The sequence below is a fragment of the Prescottella sp. R16 genome, from assembly GCF_030656875.1.
Lineage (GTDB): Bacteria > Actinomycetota > Actinomycetes > Mycobacteriales > Mycobacteriaceae > Prescottella.
Map to the genome: position 1 here is coordinate 3,987,497 of NZ_CP130943.1, position 18,902 is coordinate 4,006,398.

The following is an 18,902-nucleotide window of genomic DNA, read 5'->3' on the forward strand; positions in this document are numbered from 1 at the left end:
GATGTGAAGGGCGGCCGACACCGATAAGATGTCCGAAGGATGCGGCAAGGTCCGCGCCGTACGAGCCCGTCGGGGGATCAATGGGAACAACATCCGCGGTCAATGCTGTCCGCGAAGACCGGTACATGTCGGGGACCACCCTCGGCGGCGCCGTGTGGATCGGAATCATCGCGATCACGCCGGTTCATCGGCTCGTCATGACGTACGGCAGCGCACTTCTCCCCTACTTCATCCTCACCGCGGTGCTGGCCTGCACCCTGCTCGGAAAGCTCCGGCGTCCACCCGGAGCCCGGGTCTGGCTGTTCGCACTGTGCATGATTCCGTTGGCCGCCGTCGTCTCCGGGGTGTCGTCCGCAGTGGTACCGAGCATGTACGTGGGAGTGAAACTCGCCGTGTTCGTCGGGTTGACCCCCTTCATTCTTCGGTACTACGCCACCGAGCGGGAATCCTTCACCCGCTGTGCGATCACCGGTTTCCTGGTGGTCCAGTCGGTCTCGGCACTGGTCGGGATCATGCAACTGACCGGTGCCTCCGTCGCGAGTCTGCGCGCCAACGCCGGCCGTGCGAACGGTCTGGCGGCCCACCCGAACGTTCTCGGGTTGATGGCCGCCCTCGCGATCCTGATCGGTCTCTTCCTCGTCCATCGGACGTCGGGAGGCCGCCGATGGGCCTGCTGGGCCGTGGTCGCGATCAATACCGTCGCACTGATCGGATCCGGAAGCCTCAGCTCGATGATCTCCCTCGCGGTGGGCGGCATCGTCCTCTTGGTCGCGATGCGAGTGACGGTCAAGAGTGCCGTCCGGGTGGCTGTCGGAATCGCCGTGTGCAGCAGTCTCGCGTTGACGCTGGGATACGACCCGACCGATGCGATCGAACCGGTCCAGGGTCGTGTCGATACCGTCCTCGGCGTGACCGACGACGGGGTCGCCTCGGTGTCGATCCGCCAGTCCACGTACGAGTTCGCGGCCGAGAGCATCCGTTCCGATCCGTTCACCGGGGTGGGGATGGACTCGATGCACCAGGGAACGTTCAACGGCGTCACCGTCGTTCACAACTATCTTCTCCGGGCGTGGTACCAGGGCGGACTCCTGCTGTTCGTGGCGGTTGCCGCGATCTCGGTCCTGCTGATCGCGATGATCGTCCGATCGCTGGTGACGACCCGGGATCCGCTCCAGTCCGCGGTCGTGGCCGCAGTCGTCGCGTTCGGTATGACATCGGCGTTCTACGACCAGCAGCAGTACTGGATTCCGATTCTGCTCGCAGTCGCCGTCACCGGCCTGCCTTCCCAGCCGTCGCGGGAACCCGCCCGACCCGACAGGACGACGTCCGACCGGGTAGTCACCCAGAAAGAAGCACGCGTATGAACCTCCGTGAAGAAGCTTCCGACCTGACCGTCGTGATCCCGGCATTTCGTGCCGAGCAGACGATCCGCAGGGCCGTCGAATCCGCGTTCGCTGCCGGTGCCGCCACGGTGATCGTCGTCGACGACGGATCGGACGACGCGACCGGTGAGCGCGCCGAAGAGGCAGGCGCCCTGTGCATTCGGCAGGAGAATGCCGGCGCTGCCACGGCACGTGCGCGCGGTGCCGAACATGCGACGAGCACGTACCTGTCGTTCCTGGACTCGGACGACGAACTCCTCCCCGATGCAGTCCGGAACTCCGTTCGCGTACTCGAGGAGGATCCGTCCCTCGCGGTGTCGGCCGGTACCGTGATCGGCATCGCCGAGGGCGGGGACGAGCGCCCCTTCCCCATCCGGTACAGCCCGGTGACGACGCAGTCGTTACTGGTCAACGGTTTCGGTCCGTGGCCGCCGTGTGCTGCTGTCGTGCGCCGCTCGGCGTACGTGTCGACCAAGACGATCGAACCTGCCGCGCTCGCGCCGCGATACGCGGAAGATTACGAGCTGCTCATCCGCCTGTCGATGGTCGGCGGTATCGCGGTGCGTGACGAGCCCAGCTGCCGGTACAGCCTCGCCGGCGGCAAGTCCGTCCGGTCGGCGACGTCGGCGATCGAAGCGAAGGAAGACATCCGCCGGCACTACGCGGACCATCTCGGGCTCGACCTCGAGTACATGTCCGAGCGTCGTGTCCGGATGGCGGCGTCGGCGCGTCGAGCACGCGCCGAATGGGCGTCGGGCAACACCCTGTCGGCTGCGCTCAGGTTGGGCGAGTGGATGATTGCGGATCCCGTCTACGCGGGCCGCAAGCTCCTCACGAAGCCGTGGAATCGGAACTGACCGTCGCCGGCCGCCGCCGGGTCGACTTCCGGTCGAGGACCTTCCCGACTGCGTGACGTCCCAGGAGGAAGGTCTCGCGCGCGAACCGCGACGTGAACCACAACGCGCCGAAGTAGGCGGCCGTCACGGTCAGGCCGGCGCCGATCGCCGCGAGCGGATTCGGGACGAACGACGACACCACGATCCCGAATATTCCCGGCGGAACCGCGAACACGGCAAGGCATTTCGTTCCCGAGACGAACAGCTCCCCCATGTCGATTCCCGTCACCCGGCCGCACCACCAGTACGAGAGCACCCAGTTGATGCCGTAGCCGACCGAATGGCCGACCGCCACACCGAGTGCGCCCCACGGGAGTCCGGCCAGCATGGCGGCGACGATGAGGGGCTGGGACACGAGGTAGAAACGGAACTGCGCTGTCGTCTCGCCCTTCGCGAGGAACGCCCAGAACGTCACCTGGTTGAGCGCACGGAACGCGCCACCGATCGCGAGTGCCTGGAAAATGGGGATCATCGACGTCCACGGGTCGCCGAACACCAATGTCACGATCGGTCCGGCGAGCCCGAACAGGATTCCGTACGTGATGCCGAGTACGACGCCGCCCATGAGCTGGCCGGTCCGCAGGTAGGACTGCAACCGTTCCCGCTGATCGGCAACCCGGGTCAGGATCGGCACCGCGACCCGGGTCAACGGCGCCGCCACCTGGTTGATCGGCACCATCAGAAGCTGGTACGCACGGTTGTAGACACCCAGCTCCGCGGGCCCCCACACGTAGCCCAACGACAGACTGTCGACGTTTCGGGTGAAGTAGGCGACGCCTTGCGTCCCGAAGAGCCCGAATCCGAAAGACAGCAGGTGCCGGACCGAACCACCCCGCCCGGGAAGTCCGGGCAGCCACCCGCTCGCGAGTACCGCCAGGACCAGCCCGCACACCGCGGTGACCACCTGCTGGCACACCAGCGCCCAGTAGTTCGGTTCCACCAGGAGAACGAATCCGACCGCCGAGCCGAGCCCGATCACGACCGGGGCGGTGTCGACCAGCGCGAGTTTCCTGAAATCGAGGCGCCGATTCAATTCCGCCCGGAACTGGGTGGCGGCCCCGTTCACGACGAACACCACCGACGACCATCGGACGATGTCGGCGAGAGCGTCGTCGGAGAACACCGACGCGACAACGGGAGCCAGCAGCCAGGTGACCACGCCGAGCAGGCACCCGAGACCGGTGTTGATCCAGAAGAGGTTGCTCTGCTGCCGGTGCGACAAGTGCTTTTCGCGGGCGGCCGCCGTGGACAGACCGAAGTCGCGGACGAGCTCACCGAACGCCACCAAGGACGTGACGATCGCGACCAGGCCGAAGTCGGTGGGGCTGAGGATTCGTGCCAGAACGATGGTTCCCGCGAACAACACGACGATCCGGATCAACTGTCCCACAACAGTGTACGAGGCACCTCGGGCTGCCACCGTCGACAGCGAGCCCGTGGTGTCCGGGGAGCCGGTGGTCGTCATCGCACACTGCCGGTGAGCGTTCTGCCCACTGCCGCCAATCGTGAGCGTGCGTCCTCGACCGCGCCCACCAGTTCCTGTCTCCTGCGCACCAGATCGTGCGCGCGGACCGTTTCGAGGCTCGACGGGTCACTGCCCTCGTACGTACCGGCCCAGTCCAGGCCGACGGCGTCGAAGTGCCGGCGAATCTTGCCCCCCGACGATTCGACCCAGCCGAGCGGCACGGCGCCTTCCGTCGCTGCGACGATGAGCCCGTGCAACCGGTCCCCGACCACTACCGCGCTCTGCGCGTAGATGCGTCTGACCTCGTGTTCCCGGGTCGCATGGTCGGTGTCGTCCCACGTCGAGACCACACCGCCGAGCTCGGTTGCCAGCCATTGCGCGGTCTCCGAGTCCCGACGGACCTGAACCACCACGATCGGCTCGAGATCGAGGGTCGCGGCCGTTGCCCGCACCCACTCGATCCATTCCGGGTTAGGCCGGGCCCGATCGCCCCGTACGACCACCGCCAGGTACGTCCGGTCCTCGTGCGGAAGCCATTCCTGGGCTGCGCGTCCCAGCGCGAAAGCCCAATCGGGTTCCACGGCACAGTCCGTCGCGATCGCGATGTTCGATTCCGCGTCCCGGAAGTGCACGATGTCGCAGAGCTTCGCGACCAGTCGATACGGTACCGCGAGAGCGCGTGACACGCCCTTGCAGGGAACGCCGGCACCGACCCATACGGCGGTGCCGCCGAACAGTCGGCACCAGATCGTCAGGACCGCGAGTGTCGACATGCGTAACGCACCGCGTCTCGAGACGGGTACTTCACCGGCGTTGACCGCCAACAGGGTTCGAGATCCCACCGCTGACCGGAGGGCCGCGGCATACCAGTGCCGGTAACTCGTGAACACCCGGTCGGAGGTGTCCAGTCCGAGACCGGTCAGGAAATCGGCACTGGCGTTCCCCGTCCAGGCGTTGACGGTGCCGTGGGTGCGAAGCCGGTCGAGATATGCGCGGCGGAGCAGCGAGTCACCGATGTTCTCGTCCTGTCCGGTCGCCCAGACGAAGACCTGGCCGGTGTCCGCTCCCCGCCGGTCCGCACGACCCGTCACCGCGCCGCCGTCTCGGAACGGGACCGGATACCACGGGTCGCGTCACGGAGGTCACCGACGAGTGCCGCGCGCGCGTCGTGTGCCGCCCCGAGTGCGGCACCGGCACGACGTCGATAGTCGACCTGCGCCGCCGGATCGTCGGCCAGTCTTCGGACCTGCCTGATGACCCGCTCCGGCTCGAACATGTTGACGTTGTGGACGTACTCGTCGAGCCCGAGATCTTCGAAGGCCCCGAACCCTTTCCGCTCGTACGCCAGGTGGACGACGTAGTGACCGGCCCGCAACGCCATGAGCGCGGCATGGAGCCGGACGGCCACCACGACCCTGGTCCGGTCGACCGGCTGCAACAGCTCGGCACGGGTGAGGATCCGGTCGGCACCGATCGACGCCATCGCGGCCCGGTCGTCGTTACCGGACGTCTCGCTCTGCACGTAACCGTCGAACGTCCCGAGCTGACGACACAGGTCGACGACCAGCGGCGGTACCGTGCCCCGGATCGGGCGGACACTCACCACCGGCACGTCGGCCACCGGCAGGTCACGGAACTCGGTGTCCGCCGACAGGATCGCGAGATCCGGCACACGGTCGACACCGTATCGGCCGAATTCGTTCGCACTGCGGTCGTCACGCACACAGAACCGGTCGATCGAGCGCACACCTCGCCCGACCAGTCGATGCGCGAACGACCGGGCCGGACCCACACTTTGCGGAAGATAGACCGTCGGGGTCGAGGTGCGTGCTGCCGCGACGAGCTGCGGCCCGTGCACGAGCGCCATCTTCGCGGCCTCCTGCAGGTAACCGGCTCGCAGATAGCCGCCACCGACACCCACGACCAGGTCGAATCGATCGAGGGTGCTCAGCAGCCGGAGGTACTCCCGATCGTATCCGCGTCGGCTCGGCGCCGAATCGACCACGCGGATTCCGAGATGCCCGAACGTCTCCGGGTGCGATGCCGCAAGGGTGCAATCGACGTCCGGCCCGAGTGCCTCACGCACGATCTCGATCGATTCCTCGACGAGGAGACCGTCTCCGGCATTCTCCGCGCTGTATCCGTGCAGCAACGCAACTTTCACTTGTCCATCACCGATCTGTAGACGGAAATGTGGTGCTCGATGCTCTTGTCCCACGAGAACGTCTCGGCCCACGCCCGACCCGATGCCGGGGCGCTCTCCAACCAGTCGTCGTCACCGACGGCCTCCCGGATCGCACGCGCGATCGAGTGGCGATCGATCTCGTCGGTGGTCCTCGCCGGCCCGGCGACTTCCCGGAGCGCGCCCCGGGTCGACGCGACGACCGGCGCTCCCGCGGCCATCGCCTCCAGAACCGGGAACCCGAATCCCTCGTACTTGCTCGGGAACAGGAAGGCCGTGCAGTGCTGCATCAGCGCGATCTTGTCGTTCTCCGACACGAATCCGAGGTAGTGGACGTTCGGTGCGGAGCGGATCGCTTCCATCGACTCGTCCGCGTCCCAGGCCGGCTTCCCCGCGATCAGCAACGGCATCCCGAGATCGGCGAGTTCACGGTCGGCCATCGCCTGCACCAGCTCGATCAGATTCTTCCGGGGCTCGATGTTGCCGACGTAGAGCAGGAACTGCTCCGGGACACTGCCGCGGATCTCGTCGGAGAACTGCCGGGGTTCATCGAACTTCGCACTGTCGATCCCGTGCGGTATCACCGTGATCGAGTCACGATCGACACCGAACACCTCTGCGACATCGTCTGCGCTCGATTCGGACACGGTGACGAGGGCATTCGTGTTCCGGATCGCAGCGGCCACCCGTCCCCGCCATACCTGTTCGGCACGTGGGGTACGCACACCGCCGACCCATTTGCTCGCCACCCCGTGGACGGTCACCACGGACGGTGCCCGGGTGGGGACCAGCGGGCCGGTATCGGCGACATAGTGGAGTACCTGGTCGGTCTGCGGCCGGCGCAGCGCCTGAGCGGTCTCCAATGCCAGTGTCCCGAACGGATTTCCGACGAACTTCATCGATCCGACGTCCACACCGCGTTCCCGGAGGCCGGCGGCGAGTGTTCGCGCATAGGTCGTGTTTCCGCCGACGTGACGATCGAGGATCCGTCCCGGCATCAGAACTCTCATGCGGCCACCTCGGTCCGTCCGTCGTACAGGTACTCGAGCGCACGACGTTGTACGTCCGCCGAATGCACCGCCACGGATTCCACGGCACGACGTCGGACCTCGTCACGGAACCCGTGATCGCGTGAGAATCTGGTGACGGTCGCGGCCACGTCGACGGTGGTGGCACCGGCCGAGGCGAAGCCCAGTCCCCGGAGCGTGTCGATCTCGCGTACCAGCACCGGTGTGCCGAGTGCGGCCGCTTCGAGCAGCGTCATCGGCGCTCCTTCCCAGGACGCCGGATGGAAGTACAGGTCTGCCTGTGACATTCGCTCCATGACATCGGTGTTCGGGAGCCAGCCCGTCACCGTGACACCCGCGTCGACGAGTCGCCGTTTGAGCCCGGCGTCGCCGTCCCCGATCCACGTCCACTCGATCGACGGATCGGCCGCATGCTCCACGACCCGGGCCAGGAAGGCCGGATCCTTCTGCGCGGAGATACGTCCGACGGTGACGACCGTCGTCCGCCCGGCTTCCTCGCGCACGGTCGGCTCTCGGCGCGTCTCGGCGTCGGCAGCCACGTTCGGCAGATAGTGCACGCCCGCCCGCCCGGCGGTCAGCCGTACCGCCGACGCCACTTCGTGTGGGCTGATCGCCGCGATCACCTGACGTCGCCGACGACTCAGCAGGTACTCGGCCCCCAGGTAACCCGCACGCATCACCGGATGGATGTCTTCCCGCAGAAAGGCGTACGAGTGCGGCGTGTACACGACCTTCACGTCGGGGAAGTCGAAGATCCGGAGTACGCCGGCGAAACTCGAATGCAGATGCACCACCCGCGGCCGGCGGTCACGGATCGCTCGCCGTGCCGCACGCACGAACGTCGGCATCGACCCCTGTACCCGCACGACCTCGACGTCGGGAAGCTGCCCGACGTCGTGTGCATCGCGGGATCGCACGAACACCGCGTGCCGACAGTCCTGCGAGTTCTCGATGTATCGGTTGATCGCGCTCTGGACCCCGCCCCCGTAGGCCTCGGACACGTGCAGAACGTCGAGACGTTCGTCTCCCGCGGCCGTCATCGTCCCATCCCCCGGTACACCCAGCCTGCGTCCCGCCAGTCGCTCGGCCGCAGGCAGTTGCGGCCGTCGATGATGCTGCGGTTCCGGACGAGCGGGTTGATCCGCGAGGGACGCAGCTCCCGGAATTCCTTCCACTCGGTGAGGACCAGGATCACGTCGGCGCCTTCGACGGCGTCGGCCACGCTGGTGGCGTAGCCGAGGGTGGGGAACAGTCGACGCGAGTTGTCCATGGCCTTGGGGTCGTACACGGTGACCGTGGCGCCCTGCAGCTGGATCTGGCCGGCGACGTTGAGGGCCGGCGAGTCTCGTACATCGTCCGATTCGGGCTTGAACGCGGCACCCAGGACCGCCACTCGGGTGCCGAGCAGTGTTCCGCCGCATGCTTCACGTGCCATCTCGACCATGCGGGTGCGTCGACGCATGTTGATCGCGTCCACCTCGCGGAGGAACGTCAAGGCCTGGTCGGCGCCGAGCTCACCCGCCCGCGCCATGAAGGCACGAATGTCCTTGGGCAGACATCCGCCACCGAAACCTACTCCCGCGTTGAGAAAGCGACGGCCGATCCGGGCGTCGTGCCCGATCGCATCGGCAAGGACGGTGACGTCCGCGCCGGCCGCCTCGCACACCTCCGACATCGCGTTGATGAACGAAATCTTGGTTGCCAGAAAAGCGTTGGCGGAGGTCTTGACCAACTCGGCTGTCGCCAGGTCCGTCACGAGGAACGGAATCTTCTCCTCGAGCAGCTGCGCATACACCTCACGGGCTGTTTCTTCGGCACGCCCCGGCCGCTCACGATCCACTCCGAGGACGAGCCGGTCCGGGTGCAGCGTGTCCTGGACCGCGAATCCTTCGCGGAGGAACTCGGGGTTCCACGCGACCTCGACGTCGTCGCCTGCCGGGGCGAGTGCCCGGGCCCGCGCACCGAGCCGCTCCGCGGTCCCGACCGGGACGGTCGACTTGCCGAGGATCACCGCGGGACGTGTCAGCAGCGGCGCGAGCCTGTCGATCACGGCATCGACGTACGTCAGGTCGGCACCGAAATCGCCCTTCTTCTGGGGTGTTCCGACACCGATGAAGTGGATGTCCGCGAAGTCCGCCGCCTCCTGGTAGGACGAGGTGAAGCGGAGGCGTCCTGCCGCGATGTTGCGCTGGAGGACCTCGTCCAGGCCCGGCTCGTAGAAGGGAACCTCGCCGGCCTCCAGCTTGGCCAGTTTCGACTCGTCGATGTCGACACCGAGGACCTGGTGACCCAGTTCTGCCATGCAGGCGGCATGTGTCGCGCCCAGGTAACCGGTGCCGAACACCACGACGGATGTACCCATTGTCTGCCTCAACTTCGAATTTCGGGGTCGACGAACCACCGCCCTGCCTGGTCGGTGTACGTCGGGTGAACAGGGGTGGGACGATCGATCGGGTCAGTACGCTCCGCTGCCGGCGGTGACTGCCCGCACGGTTTTTCCGACGATGAGCATGTCCTGCATCATCGACCAGTTCTCGACGTACGAAAGATCAAGTCGCACAGTCTCGTCCCAGGACAGGTCACTGCGTCCGCTGACCTGCCACAGGCCGGTGAGGCCGGGTTTGACGAGCATGCGGCGGCGGACGGTTCCGTCGTAGGCTTCGACTTCGCGGCGCAGTGGCGGCCGCGGTCCGACGACACTCATCTCGCCGCGGAGGACGTTCACGAACTGCGGGAGTTCGTCGAGGCTGTACTTGCGGAGGAACTTGCCGACCGGGGTGATCCGGGGGTCGTCCTTCATCTTGAACAGGACGCCGGCACCTTCGTTCCGGCCGAGCAGATCGGCGACTTGCTTGTCGGCGCCGTCGACCATGGTGCGGAACTTGAGCATCGGGAAGGGCTTGCCGTCGAGGCCGATCCGTTCGGACCTGTACAGAATCGGGCCGCGGCTGGTGGCCTTGACGGCGATCGCGGCGGCGAGCATCACGGGCGCGATCAGGATCAGTGCCGCGAGCGCGAAGCACATGTCGAACGCGACTTTCCCGAAGCTCTTGGCGCCGTGGTAGCGCGGCTTCTCGACGTGGATGAGCGGGAAGCCGGCGACCGGGCGCATCACCAGGCGCGGGCCGGCGACGTCGACGACCCCGGGTGCGACGACGAGGTCGACGTTCGAAGGTTCGAGATCCCATACGAGACTGCGGATTCCGTCGTGACCGAGTTGCTCGGTGGCGGTGACGACAACGGTGTCGGCGCCGCATTCGGCCAGTGCGTCGACCACCGCGTACTCGTTGCCGAGGACGGGGATCTCACGGCCGTCGACGACGATGTGCTCGTCGTCGAGGTAGCCGGACCCCGGAACGCACACACCGACGACGCGGTAGCCGGAGGCGGACTCGCGTTCGAAGTTCCGCGTCATCGTCAGGACGGATCGCCGACCGCCGACGACGAGGACCGACGTGTAGCAGTCTCCCTTGGCGCGCTTGCGCGCCACCATCTTACGAACGGACCATCGACCGCCGAGCAGGCCGATCAGGCCGAGGGGGAACGCGATCGCGAGATATCCGCGCGCGAGGTCCCCCTGGAACAGCAGGCTGAGGATCCCGATGACACCGAACAGCTGGAACGTTGCCGTCGTGATCCGGCGATACTCCTCGGCCCCGGCGCCGATGACACGGGTGGATCGGGTGCGGTGGATTGCGAGCATCGCAAGCCACAAACCTCCGAGCATCACCGACGTCATCGTGTAGCTGAACCCGGAAATCGTTCCTGCCGTGACCGCTTCCGGCGTGGTACCGAACCGTGCGACCTGCGCGACGGCGACCGCCCCGGCCACGACGACGGTGTCGACGATCCGGAGCCGGCTCACGTAGCAGTGCTGCCAGCGACTTCGTGAATTGTGTTGCGGAGAAGACTCGTTCACCAACCGGAGTGGCGGGTCCTCCCCATCCCTCTCCGCTTCGGTCTCTACCTCCAGGTAGCGCGAAGCCGTCACGCCGTCACCTCCATCGACCATCACACATGACATGACCCCCGACGGGTCGATCTTGCTGTGGAGCCCGGCTGCCACCACCACACTCGGCGGAGGCCGTCCGTGTCGTCCGCTCGCGACGGGCCCTGCAGGATCCTCCATCCCGCAAGCGCTTTCGCATCCCTGGAGCAGACACGTTCCGGGATCGAGACGCTCCGATCCCTTCGCTGTACGGAAAGGTTGTAGCACGGGGGCGGGCTCGTCACAGCCCGAGAAGAACGGCCGACAACGTTGAACGGACGACCGACTCGTATTACCCGGACATGGACGGCCGTCCGCCACATCTCGCGGAACGAACGCTGAATTGTTCCGAATTCAACAGGGAGAACGACCCTTTTACGTCACGGACGCGGTAGAGGTAGCACTCGGTAATCGAACCGACCTGCAGGGACCGCGCGTACCGGGTACCGCATCGACCGGCGCCGGCAGCGAACGCCAGGCACCTGCACCTCAGGTCGCACGACCCGGACTGACACGTGTTCACCCAGAGACCGACGGCACGGGCGGCGGCAGCCACCACAACAACCCCCGCGCGCGTGTGACGCAAAACACATACAGCGCGGGTGAGGCCGAATGAATGTTCGATCACCCCAGTAGGGACCGAAGTCCCTACTGAGGCAGGGTCAGTGGGCCTTACGGCTCGGATGCGTGGGGAAGTTCAGGTACGCGCGGGACGGCGTCGGGCCCCGCTGCCCCTGATACTTCGAGCCGACCGACGAGCTGCCGTACGGGTTCTCGGCGACACTGCTGAGCTTGAGCAGGCACAGCTGACCGATCTTCATGCCGGGCCACAGCGTGATGGGCAGGTTCGCGACGTTGGAGAGCTCGAGCGTGATGTGCCCACTGAAACCGGGGTCGATGAAGCCGGCGGTGGAATGGGTGAGCAGACCGAGGCGCCCGAGGCTGGACTTGCCTTCGAGGCGGCCGGCGAGATCGTCGGGCAGCGTGAACACCTCGAGGGTGGAGCCGAGGACGAACTCACCGGGATGCAACACGAACGGCTCCCCCGCGGCCGGTTCGACGAGCGACGTCAGCTCGTCCTGCTGCAGGGCCGGGTCGATGTGCGTGTACTTGGTGTTGTCGAAGACACGGAACAGGCCGTCGAGCCGGACGTCCACACTGGACGGCTGCACCATCTCCGCATCGAACGGGTCGATGCCCAGGCGTCCGGAAGCGATCTCGGCACGGATGTCACGATCTGAGAGCAGCACACCGAAAGGCTACCGACACACCCTGGGGCCACCTCGACCACCCACCGCGGAGCTTCTGCTACAGTTTCCGCTTGCAGGCCCGATGCGGCCGGGAAACCGGAAAACCGCAGCGCACGGCCTGTATGCCGATGTAGTTCAATGGTAGAACATCAGCTTCCCAAGCTGAATACGCGGGTTCGATTCCCGTCATCGGCTCTCCGGAGTGTTCACTCATTCATTCCCGTTGTGTTCACCAATTGGAAGCGCAGCGCGATCTCCGCCGCCCCAGTTGATGGTTTCAGGCCGCGGTCTCGCTATCTGCATAGTTTCGACCACTGACGGTCGGATAGTCGCCGCGGTATCCGAACGGATGGCGGCTGTCTTCTGCCGTATTCCATGGGGCGGACGAAGCGGATCGGCGAGATCCGGAGATTTCGCGGACGGGGCATGCGGCTATCTGCCAGGCATCACATCGACGGTCGCAGCGGGGGTGACACGACGCACACGCACCGTGCGGCGAGGTGTGCGGGCGGTGTGGGCGGGTTCGGGTTCGCCGAGGTACCGGCCCCACGGATCCAGATGCTCGCGTTTGCTGTGCCAGTCGTGGAGGATGAGCAGGTTCAGTGCCGCGAGAGTGAATCCGGCAAGGAGCGTGTATCGGCGAAGACCGAAGCCTCGAAAATACCCCCGGTGCACGGTCATCCGGTTGGTCTTCAGTTCAGCGAACAGGCTCTCGATGCCGACCCGGCGAAAGTACGACGATTCCCATGCAAGGCTCCCGTGTTGGAACGGCATGCGCCGATCGGGAAAGTCCTCGTCGGTCAGGGTGACGGTGATGCCGCAACCACATGGCTTGCCACGGGCGCAGGAGGTGGTCGGACTCTTGTGAGAAGCGCGCATCGAGATCGGGTGATTGACGCATCGAACACGCACCGGAGGAACCGCCGGCCCTCGATAGCGACGCGTGCCGTCGAGTTGTCGAGCTTCGTGGGGGACGAACGCATAGGCTTGGCGGGCGTTGTGGCGCCGGTCAGCCCGAGCGCGTTCGGCAGGGTTCATGTCGTGGGAGATCGGGGGGATCTCGATCAGGCCGTCCGGCAGGCTCGTCGGGTAGAGGGTTCCGTCGACCCACATGGTCCGGGTGTCCTCCGGGCCCGGGTGAAGACCGGTCTGGCTCACGTGCAGGTCGTAGATCGTCGTGTATCCCAGCTGCCACACCGGGAGGGCGAACCTCTCGTTGCGTACATAGTTGTAGGCGCGGTCAGCGATCAGCTGACGTGGTTTCGGGATCTCGCCGAGTTCCCGGACTGCCTGCAAGCCGGCAACGCCTTTGTTCGATCCCGCGGGCGCGAGAAACAGTGTGCGAGCGAGATGCGGCACCGGACTGTGTCGGGGCCCGGTTGTGGGTGGCACATCGGTGATCACGTGTAGGTCGTAGCCGCAGAAGTGCATCGAGCCCTCGAAGGTGGTGCTGCGCCAGCCCATGCGCGCGTCAGAGTCGAGGGTGTAGACGTATCGTCCGTCGCGGCCGACGGGCGCGTTCGGCAAGTGGTGCCCCTGTCTGCGGGCATGCGGATGTGTCGGGTCTTGCGGCGCGAACGGGTGCTTCGGAGGCGGTGGGGAGTCCGGATCGGCGTCGACGACCGGTTTGCGGTACCGCACCCGCGCCCATGTCGACAGATCGGTCGAATCCAACGCGACAGCCCCGGTCGGCGGGTGGCACGCCAAGGAGGCATCGAGTAGGGCCTGCGCGAATCTGTTCTCGTCCCAGTCGGGATAGTTCCGCGATGCGCATGCCCACCGCAGACGACGGAGCGCATCGTTGACCATCTTGTACGAGACAGATTGGTGGACAGGCACACCCACGTCTCGACGCTGGGCATTGGTCCACCCGCGTACGACCTCGGTGACCTTCGTCTGCTCCATCGGTAGCAGAAGCATGGGTGTCAGGAGGTAGGAGGCGAGGAACGCGTCGGCGGTGAACGTGCGGTGTGCGCCGCGATGGCGCTCGAATACCTCCCGTAGGAACTCGCGGGCGGAACAGTTCTCGATTACCGCCATCACGCGCTTCCACTGCCACGATTCGCACCGATGCACTTCGGTGCTGATCTCGTGGAGAGGATGGGTGCCGTGAGCCGTCACCACGGCCTCCGCTCGTTGCAGGGATCCATACCCTCCCTGATCCAGGCACGCCCGGCCCCTTCTGCGATCAAGCCGAGCAGATGATCGAGCCTCTCGGCGTTCGTCAAACCTGCGAGTGTCATGAACACGGGGAGCGGCACCGCTTGCACCATCGCGACTTCCCATGTCAGTCGTAGCCTGGCAGCGGTCAACGGGCGCAACGTCACCGGGATCTCACATCGGTTCAGCATGGCTGAGATGTACTCGACACGAGGTACCGGATCGCGAAGCAGATGGGCACCGGTCGCCCGCTCGGCCGCTTCCACAACCGCAGCCTCATAGGGCGCCCTGACTGGAACCTGCCGCGCTCGCGGCCCGCGAACGGTGACAGTCACTCGGTTGCCGCGCGTCCGAATGTCGGCGGTCTTGACGGTGATCATCTCGGCGGCGCGCAATCCGGACCCGAAGCCGAGCGCGAGTGTCGCGGACAGGCTCTTGGTCCGCAGGGATGTTCGCTGTCGCGGCGCCCACGTGCACAGCCGCTCGGCCTGTGCCCACGTGTACGGCGTAGACAGCCGCGGATATGGGAACACTTCGCGCTCCGGCTCCCACGGTGCGGCCCTGGTGATCCGACGCGAGAGCGTGGTCAAGGTGGCCCTGCGGGTACTCCGGCTCGCGTCGGACAACCCCGCGATCGTGGCGGCGTAGCGGTTGACCGTAGCCGGGTGAAAGATCTCCTCGACGTCGAGTGGCAAGCCCTGCTCCACTGCCCATGCCACGATCGACGCGACCGCCCCGATCCGGCAGGCGGTGACCTTCGGCGTCGCGGTCGAGGCGAACCCGCGGCGTACGACATCGCGGACGAAGGGGCCGATCGCTTCCCAGAGTTGCGTGGACATCCTCGGCGTGTACCGTTCGATCACCTCATCAGGTGTCCGTGTCGCCGTCATGGATATCCCCCCAACCGCCTCCATCCGGGCGAACCCGTTTGCGGCGCGGGAAGATGCGGAAGCAGATCCGACAAGGCCTTCCCGGTCGTGATCCCGGCCGCCGAAAACACCTCCGCCACACCGCAGTCAGTCAGCACGCCGGCAAGCCACGTCGATCGCAGCCGGGGCACCATCAACCGCGACAACTCCCCCGGATACTCGAACGACGCCAGCAAAGCCGACGCCTGATCGCGGCCCACACGCCGCGACCCGACCAGCGGCCCGACCCCTGCCGCACCCACCACCGCCTGCAGTCGGCCTACCCACGACGCGCGCACCGGCACCACACGCGCCGGCACCGACCCCAGCCGCACCGCAACGATCCCGTCGACATCGACGACATCGTCCGCCGTGACCGCGAACAACTCCCCCGACCGAGCTCCCGCCCCGACCGTCAACGCCAACGTCGCTTTCATCGCCTGAACCCGGAACGGCCCATTCTGCATGCCCGCGGCCTGCCAGTATCCGGCGATCTCCTCGTCTGTGTAGGGCGGCGACAACCCCTGCCGAGAACCCTGTGCCCCCGCTGCCGGCCACGGCGCCTTCTTCGTCACTGCCCGCGCGAGATGCCGCAGCCTCGACACCTCCGCCGATCGTGATGTCGGGGCCAGCGCCCGCATCCCGACCAACCGATACCGGTCGATCGCCTGCGGTGTCAGCGCAGACTCTCGATCGAGCACCATTCCCTCGTCGACCGCCCAGAGCGCGAACCGCGACAACGCCTTCAATGTGTTCGCTGCCTGGCTGTGCAACGTCGGGCCCGACAACGTCACCGTCTCCCGCACCCACGGCTCCACCACCGACCACGCTGCCGCATCAACCGAACGCGGTTCAAAACACTTGATACGGGCCGCAATCGACGCCGGATCATCGACGCGCCGCCGATAGGCCGACATCGCCGATCACCCGTGGGCCAGATAGATCGAGGGTCTCCCGATCAGAGCGCAGAGGAGTATCGTCATGAGTGTTCACATCCTCATGAGTCACATCGATCCAACCAAGGATCCTGGCTGACACATTTGAGGGACACCGAAGTCGACTCGGGGTCCCTCTGTGTGTGAAAACCGCTCCGAGAACCACCACCTGCAATAGGCGAACATCTCCCCACGTTCCGACAGACGCAGAACGGGTCAGCGGTATTCAGGTGGCATTACAACCACGGTAACCCTCACCGACCAGCGATGAAACGGTCGAATACTCATCCATGCCACGGCAGCCGAAGTGCGCGCCCAGCCTTGTCATGGGCCTGTCCACGGCGGACCCTCACGCCTAGAATTGAGGGCGCGGGCCGAACGGTAAGCACCGTAGCCCGAAGCACTACAGCAGTGGTGTAGCGCGCCTCGCGACCCCAACGGCACGACACCTCGGGGTCATACAAAGCGGGGTCAGGCATAGATGTGGCGCCGAGAAATCGACGCCACATATGCCCACAAGCATCACGATGACCGGACGGAGACCAGCATCATGGTCGGGTCACGGTCCACCACCGAAGCCGCAGGGCGAGCACTCATCACCGAACTGCGATCACTTCTCGGTGCGAGACTCGTTGCATACCTCGCCGAAACCGACACGCGCACAGTCCGCGAATGGGCAGACGGAATCAGCGCACTCCCCGCCGGGACCATCCTCGACCGTCTCCACGTCACACTCGAAGCCGCCCAGCTACTCACCGAACGAGACAGCCCCGCCGTCGCCCAAACCTGGTTCCAGGGACGCAACCCCGGCCTCGGAGACCACCCACCCGCGAAAGTGCTACGGGATGAGCGTCCCGACCGTGCACGAGCCCTCGTACTCTCCGCGGCAAGGGAATTCGCGGCGGACGGCGCGTGACAAGATACCGTCCTTCAGCCTGGGTTCGTTGAGGGCTCTCAGGCTTGGGTGAGTGAACCGAGGGCACCGATTCCGATGGGTTCGGTGGGCAGCATCGGGACGACTGCATGTCGGTTGTGTGTGCTGGTGATGTCGTCGATCTCGTCGAGCTCGGTAGTGGCGCGTCGTTGGAGCAGCGGTGACGTGGGGCGGGCTGCGGCGATGGAGTTGTTGACCACCCAGGCCCAGGGGTGGATGCCGGCGCGTTGAAGGTCGGCGTGGAGGCCTTCAGCTTCGAGGCGGGGTGTGGTTTCGGCGAGGGTGACGATGAGGATCTTGGTCTCGTCGGGGTTCTGCAGCCGCATGAGCGGGGTGGTGAAGTTCGTGTTCTCGCCCATCTGGCGGGCGATCTCGCGGTGGTAGGAGCCGGTGGCGTCGAGCAGCAGCAGGGTGTGGCCGGTGGGGGCGGTGTCGACGACGACGAAGTGCCGTCGAGATTCGTGGATGATGCGGGAGAAGGCCTGGAAGACAGCGACTTCCTCGGTGCACGGCGACTTGAGGTCTTCGGCGAGGTTGGCGCGGCCCTGCTCGTCGAGGGTGGCGCCCTTGCTGGTCAGGACCCGGTCCCGATACGCGGCGGTGGCCTCGGCCGGGTCGATCCGCGAGACGGTCAGGTTCTCGAGACTGCCGGCGAGGGTGTCGGTGAGGTGCGCGGCCGGGTCGGTAGTGGTCAGGTGCACCTGGTGGCCGCGCTCGGCGAGCGCAACGGCAACCGCGGCGGCGATGGTGGTCTTCCCGACCCCGCCCTTGCCCATGCACATGATCAGGCCGTGGTCGTCGGCGGCGAGTTCGTCGACGAGCGCGGACAGCGGCGCATCCGGAACCGCGACGGCTGCGGAATCCTGGTGCGCCGGAGGGGTGTTCGTCTCGGAGGTGAACAGGGCGCCCAGGGCATCGATGCCGACCATGTTGGTGGCCTTGAGCTCGACCTGGTCGAGGGGCAGCTTCCGCAGGTCGGTCGGTAGCGCGGCGAGGGCGGCCTGTTCACGGTCGTAGATTGCGGCGGCCAGCTCGTCGCCGCGGTCGGGTGCGGGGAGGACTCCGTTGATGACGACGTGCTGCTCGGCCAGTCCGATGTCGGCGAGTTCGGTGTGGGTGCGGTCGATCTCGGCCAGCGGGGAGCGCTGCGGCCGGGCGACCAGCACGAGGCGGGTGCGCTGCGGGTCGGCCAGGGCGGCGACGGCGCCGGCGTAGATGGTGCGCTGCTTCTCGAGCCCGGACAGCGGGCCGAGGCAGGAGGCGTCGCCCTTGCCGTCGTCGAGGAAGTCGGTCCACGACCCGGGCAGCTGCAGCAGGCGGATGGTGTGGCCGGTGGGGGCGGTGTCGAACAGGACGTGGTCGAACCCGGCGATCGTGGTCTCGTCGGTGAGCAGCGCGGTGAACTCGTTGAACGAGGCGATCTCGGTGGTGCACGACCCGGAGAGCTGTTCGGTGATCGACGCGAGTTCCTTCTCGGGGAGCAGCCCGCGGACGGGGCCGATGATGCGTTCGCGGTACGCGTCGGCGGCCTGTTCGGGGTCGATCTCGAGCGCCGAGAGTCCCGGGACGGCGGGGACGTCGGTGATGGTGTTGCCGATGCTGAGCCCGAAGACCTGCCCCACGTTGGAGGCAGGGTCGGTACTCACGAGCAGGACCTTCTTGCCCTCACGGGTGAGGGTGACGGCGGAGGCGCATGCGATCGAGGTCTTCCCGACCCCACCCTTGCCGGTGAAGAACAGGAACCGCGGTGCACCGTCGAGGAACTTCATGGGTC

14 protein-coding genes and 1 tRNA gene are annotated in these 18,902 nt (G+C 66.4%); 3 read left to right on the forward strand and 12 right to left on the reverse strand.

All coding sequences use genetic code 11. From position 1 onward, the window contains the following. Positions 1-80 precede the first annotated feature (80 nt). Entirely contained in the window at positions 81-1,364 is a 1,284-nt protein-coding gene (locus Q5696_RS18665; protein WP_305092741.1) for an O-antigen ligase family protein, read from the forward strand. Further along, complete coding sequence (locus Q5696_RS18670; RefSeq protein ID WP_305092742.1) at positions 1,361-2,239, forward strand: glycosyltransferase family 2 protein; 879 nt, start codon at positions 1,361-1,363, stop codon at positions 2,237-2,239. Before Q5696_RS18665 ends, Q5696_RS18670 begins: the two co-directional genes overlap by 4 nt. Here the strand turns inward: Q5696_RS18670 and Q5696_RS18675 are convergent. The 8 genes from Q5696_RS18675 to dcd form a co-directional block, all read right to left on the reverse strand. Further along, on the reverse strand, positions 2,214-3,743 hold the full coding sequence (locus tag Q5696_RS18675; RefSeq protein ID WP_305092743.1) for a lipopolysaccharide biosynthesis protein: 1,530 nt from the start codon (positions 3,741-3,743) through the stop codon (positions 2,214-2,216). The two genes, Q5696_RS18670 and Q5696_RS18675, sit on opposite strands and share 26 nt — an antisense overlap. Beyond that, the gene (locus tag Q5696_RS18680) at positions 3,740-4,834 is read right to left on the reverse strand and encodes a glycosyltransferase family protein (protein ID WP_305092744.1); all 1,095 of its coding nucleotides are present in this window, start codon (positions 4,832-4,834) and stop codon (positions 3,740-3,742) included. The genes Q5696_RS18675 and Q5696_RS18680 overlap by 4 nt, the downstream gene beginning before the upstream one ends. Continuing rightward, positions 4,831-5,907 carry a polysaccharide pyruvyl transferase family protein gene (locus Q5696_RS18685; protein ID WP_305092745.1) on the reverse strand — a complete coding sequence of 359 codons (1,077 nt, stop codon included), beginning with the start codon at positions 5,905-5,907 and terminating at the stop codon, positions 4,831-4,833. Before Q5696_RS18685 ends, Q5696_RS18680 begins: the two co-directional genes overlap by 4 nt. Then, a complete protein-coding gene (locus Q5696_RS18690) occupies positions 5,904-6,935 on the reverse strand; it encodes a glycosyltransferase family 4 protein (RefSeq protein WP_305092746.1) in 1,032 nt (343 codons plus the stop codon). Before Q5696_RS18690 ends, Q5696_RS18685 begins: the two co-directional genes overlap by 4 nt. Beyond that, positions 6,932-7,993, reverse strand: a complete 1,062-nt coding sequence (locus Q5696_RS18695) for a glycosyltransferase family 4 protein (protein WP_305092747.1) — start codon at positions 7,991-7,993, stop codon at positions 6,932-6,934. Before Q5696_RS18695 ends, Q5696_RS18690 begins: the two co-directional genes overlap by 4 nt. Beyond that, a complete protein-coding gene (locus tag Q5696_RS18700) occupies positions 7,990-9,315 on the reverse strand; it encodes a UDP-glucose dehydrogenase family protein (RefSeq protein WP_305092748.1) in 1,326 nt (441 codons plus the stop codon). The genes Q5696_RS18695 and Q5696_RS18700 overlap by 4 nt, the downstream gene beginning before the upstream one ends. Positions 9,316-9,408: 93 nt before the next feature. Beyond that, positions 9,409-10,965, reverse strand: a complete 1,557-nt coding sequence (locus tag Q5696_RS18705; protein WP_305095371.1) for a sugar transferase — start codon at positions 10,963-10,965, stop codon at positions 9,409-9,411. 638 nt (positions 10,966-11,603) lie between these two features. Beyond that, a complete protein-coding gene (dcd, locus tag Q5696_RS18710) occupies positions 11,604-12,191 on the reverse strand; it encodes a dCTP deaminase (RefSeq protein ID WP_305092749.1) in 588 nt (195 codons plus the stop codon). Positions 12,192-12,315: 124 nt separating this feature from the next. Here dcd and Q5696_RS18715 point away from each other — a divergent pair. Next, positions 12,316-12,386, forward strand: a tRNA-Gly gene (locus Q5696_RS18715). Positions 12,387-12,623: 237 nt separating this feature from the next. Here the strand turns inward: Q5696_RS18715 and Q5696_RS18720 are convergent. From Q5696_RS18720 to arsA, 4 genes are all read right to left on the reverse strand, one after another. Continuing rightward, entirely contained in the window at positions 12,624-14,315 is a 1,692-nt protein-coding gene (locus Q5696_RS18720) for a hypothetical protein (protein ID WP_305092750.1), read from the reverse strand. Further along, the gene (locus Q5696_RS18725) at positions 14,309-15,241 is read right to left on the reverse strand and encodes a site-specific integrase (protein ID WP_305092751.1); all 933 of its coding nucleotides are present in this window, start codon (positions 15,239-15,241) and stop codon (positions 14,309-14,311) included. Before Q5696_RS18725 ends, Q5696_RS18720 begins: the two co-directional genes overlap by 7 nt. Then, a complete protein-coding gene (locus Q5696_RS18730; protein ID WP_305092752.1) occupies positions 15,238-16,176 on the reverse strand; it encodes a site-specific integrase in 939 nt (312 codons plus the stop codon). Before Q5696_RS18730 ends, Q5696_RS18725 begins: the two co-directional genes overlap by 4 nt. Before the next feature lie 972 nt (positions 16,177-17,148). Beyond that, complete coding sequence (arsA, locus tag Q5696_RS18735) at positions 17,149-18,897, reverse strand: arsenical pump-driving ATPase (RefSeq protein ID WP_305092753.1); 1,749 nt, start codon at positions 18,895-18,897, stop codon at positions 17,149-17,151. Positions 18,898-18,902: the final 5 nt, after the last annotated feature.